Origin of the sequence: Pseudomonas extremorientalis, assembly GCF_001870465.1 — a bacterium.
Classification (GTDB): domain Bacteria; phylum Pseudomonadota; class Gammaproteobacteria; order Pseudomonadales; family Pseudomonadaceae; genus Aquipseudomonas; species Aquipseudomonas extremorientalis.
The window spans coordinates 1-3713 of sequence record NZ_MDGK01000026.1; the positions used below are offsets into that span (position 1 = coordinate 1).

The 3713-nt window shown below is 64.7% G+C and carries 1 protein-coding gene; it reads right to left on the reverse strand.

Going from position 1 to position 3713, the window contains the following annotated elements; translation table 11 throughout:
• On the reverse strand, positions 1 to 3713 hold a 3713-nt coding region (locus BFN10_RS11185), incomplete at both ends, for a condensation domain-containing protein (RefSeq protein ID WP_139221107.1).

The following is a 3713-nucleotide window of genomic DNA, read 5'->3' on the forward strand; positions in this document are numbered from 1 at the left end:
CCCACCAGCACGTCCGGGCCTACCCCGGCTTCGATCAGGCGATGGGCCAGGCGGTTGGCGCGACAATTCAGCTCGGCATAGCTCAAGCGCTGTCCGGCAAACACCAGCGCCGCGGCATCCGGCGTGCGCGCCACCTGCTCTTCGATCAGCTGATGCACGCCCTGCTGCAATGGGTAATCCCGCACCGTGGCGTTCCAATCCTGAAGCACCTGCTGACGTTCAGCCGTATCGAGCATCGCCAGGTCGCCCAGACGTTGCTGACCGCCCTCAAGCATGGCTTGCAGCAGATTGACCAGGTGACGCCCATAGGTGCGCACCGTGCTTGCATCGAAATGCGCACGCGCAAAGCTGAACTGCACCGACAACGCATCACCGACGTCCACCAGCACCGTCAGCGGGAAGTTGGTCTGTTCACGGGCGTCCGGCTGGCCAAAACGGATACCGCTGCCGCCGCTCTGTTCCAGGGCTTTGGACACCGGGTAGTTCTCGAACACCAGGATATTGTCGAACAGGGCTTCACCGCCCTGCCCGGCCCAACGCTGAATGTCGTACAGCCCGGTGTGCTCATGCTCGCGCAGGGCCAGGTTGCGGTCCTGTACCGCCTGCAACCAGGCCGCCACGCTCTGCTGGTCGTCCACAGCGCTGATCACCGGCAAGGTGTTGATGAACAGCCCGATCTGCTGCTCCACCCCCACAAGCTCCGCCGGGCGCCCGGCCACCGTGGCGCCGAAAGCCACCACCGACTGCCCGCTATGGCGCTGCAACAGGATCAGCCATGCGGCCTGGATAAGCGTGTTGAGCGTCACTTTGTTGTGGCGTGCAAAGGCCTCGAGACGTTCAGTCTGAGCGCAATCCAGGCTCAGTTGGTGCTCGCCGTGTCCGTCCGCCGCCAGCGGCTGGCTGCTGCCCAGGCGCGTAGGGGCTTGCAATGCACTCAACTGTTCGCGCCAGAAGGTTTCGGTCACAACGGCATCACGCTGCTGCAACCAGCCGATGTAGTCGCGATAGCGCCCTGCTTCTGGCGGCACCGCCACGCCGGCGTAGCGTTGCAGTACTTCACCGAACAGGCGCGAATTGCTCCAGCCGTCCATCAGGATGTGATGGTTCGTGTAGATCAGCTCATGGCGTTGCTCGTCGGTGCGTACCAGCACCAGGCGCACCAGCGGCGCGTTGGCCAGGTCAAAGCCCTGGCGGCGCTGGGCCTGCTGCAGGTTCTGCAATTCCAGTTCGCGCTCCGGCATGGCGCGCCAGTCAAGGTGTTCTATAGGTAGCCGGGCTTCGCGGTACACCACCTGGCACGGCCATTCCAGCTGGCCTTCCCAGAAGAAGCCGCTGCGCAACACGTCATGGGCTTGCACCGTGGCGTCCCAGGCCTGCTGGAACCGCGCCACGTCCAGGCCCTCGGCGGTCACGCGGATCTGGTTGATGTAGTCGCCGGCTGCTTGCTCGTAGAGGGTGTGGAACAGCATGCCCTGCTGCATGGGCGACAGGGTGTAGATGTCTTCGATGGCATCGGCGGCCAGCGGCAGGGATTCCAGCTGCGGCTGGGTGAGGCGCGACAACGGGAAGTCAGAGGCGGTCACGCCGTGGTTGCCAGGCGTGCAGCAATGCTCGACCAACGCGGTCAGTTCACGGGTAAAGGCCTGGCTCAAGACTTCGATCTGCGCCGGGTCGAACATCAACGGGCTGAAAGTCCAGCCCATGTGCAGTTCGCCGCCGTACACCTGGCCGTTCAAGGTCAACCAGTTGCCCAGCGGCGCCTCCGGGCTCTGCTCGGCACCGGCGCTTTCCCCCGCTGGTACGAACAAAGCGTCCGGCTGGTCAAAACTGCCGTCGATCTGCCCCAGATAGTTGAAGGTGATGCGCGGCAGCGGCAACTGGCTGAACGCCTGGCGCGTGGCGTCGTCGCCCAGGTAGCGCAGCGCACCGAAGCCCAGGCCCTTGTCCGGCACGGCGCGCAGTTGTTCCTTGATCTGTTTGATCGAGGTGGCCAGGGAATCGGCCGGGGTCAGGCGCACCGGGAACAGGCTGGTGAACCAGCCCAGGGTGCGGGTCAGGTCGATGTCGTCGAACAGGTCTTCGCGGCCATGGCCCTCCAGTTGGATCAGACTCGAGGACTGCCCAGTCCATTGGCAGATGACCCGTGCCAGGGCGGTCAGCAGCAGGTCGTTGATTTGCGTGCGATAGGCCGTGGGCGCCTGTTGCAGCAGTTGCCGGGTGCGCTCGGCATCCAGTTGGCTGACCACGGTCTGGGCCAGGCGCCCGGGACGTGCGCCCTGGGGATCGCGACAGGGCAAGTCGGTCGACACGCCTTGGAGCTGCTGCAGCCAGAAGGCTTTTTCCGGCTCGACCGCTTCGCTGCGGGCATGGGCCTGCAAACGCTCGGCCCAGGCTTTGAACGACGAAGTCTTGGCCGGCAAGCGCTGTTGACGATAAAGGCTTTGCAGATCTTCAAGGAATACGCGCCAGGACACGCCGTCCACCACCAGATGGTGCATGACCAGCAACAGGCGCTGGGAACCGTCGGCCATCTCGGCCAGTACTGCACGCAGCAGTTGGCCTTGTTGCAGGTCGAGGCTGCGCTGGGCGCGCTCGCACAGAGCTTGCAGTTCGGCGACGTCCTGCACGCTGGCCTGCCATAGCAGGGTGGCAGCGGGCGCGTCGTGGCGTGCGGTCCAGCCTTCAGCCTGCGGGGTGAAGCTCAGACGCAGCACATCGTGGTGCTGGGTGAGTGCCTGCAACGCCGTCTCCAGTGGGCCGGCAAGCAGCGGCTGGCGCGGCGTCAGCAGCAAGGACTGGTTCCAGTGATGGCGGTCCGGCAAGTCCATCTCGAAGAACAGTTGCTGGAACGGCAACAACGGCGTCGTGCCCTGCACCGGGCCCTGGTCGATCAGCTGCGCGGTCTGCAATTGCGCCACGCGAGCCAGGCTGCGCACCGTCTGGTGCTGGAACAGCGCCTTGGCGGTGAAATGGATACCGGCGGCACGGGCACGGCTGACCACCTGGATGGAGATGATCGAGTCACCACCGCGCTCAAAGAAATTGTCGTTCAAGCCGACTTGCTCGACGCCGAGCACCTCGGCCCAGATCGCTGCGATCTGCTGCTCCAGCGCACTCTGCGGCGCTTCGTAGTGCTGGGTGGCTTCGGGCTTGGGCAGGGCCTTGCGATCCAGCTTGCCATTGGGGCTCAGCGGCAGCTGTTCCAACAGCACCCATTGGGCCGGGATCATGTAGTCCGGCAGCTGTTGTGCCAGATGGGCGCTCAGCACATCGCGCCAATCGTCGCCGGCGTCTTGTAGCACCAGGTAACCCACCAGGTATTTACCGTCCACCGCCAGCACGGCGGTTTCGCGGACCCAGTCGTGTTCCAGCAGGCGCGCTTCGATTTCGCCCAGTTCGATGCGCAGGCCGCGCAGTTTGACTTGGTGGTCGATGCGCCCGGCGTATTCGATCACGCCGTCTTCGCGGTAGCGCGCCAGGTCGCCGGTGCGGTACAAGCGCTCGCCCTTGATGAACGGATGAGCGACAAAACGTTCGGCGGTAAGTGCCGGACGGCGGTGATACCCACGGGCCAGGCCGATACCGCCCAGGTACAGCTCGCCGAGCACACCGACCGGCACCGGCTCGAAGTTGCTGTCGAGGATGTAGCAACCCAGGTTGGCAATCGGACGGCCAATCGGCACTGCATCGCGACCTTCATCGACGCAAGTCCA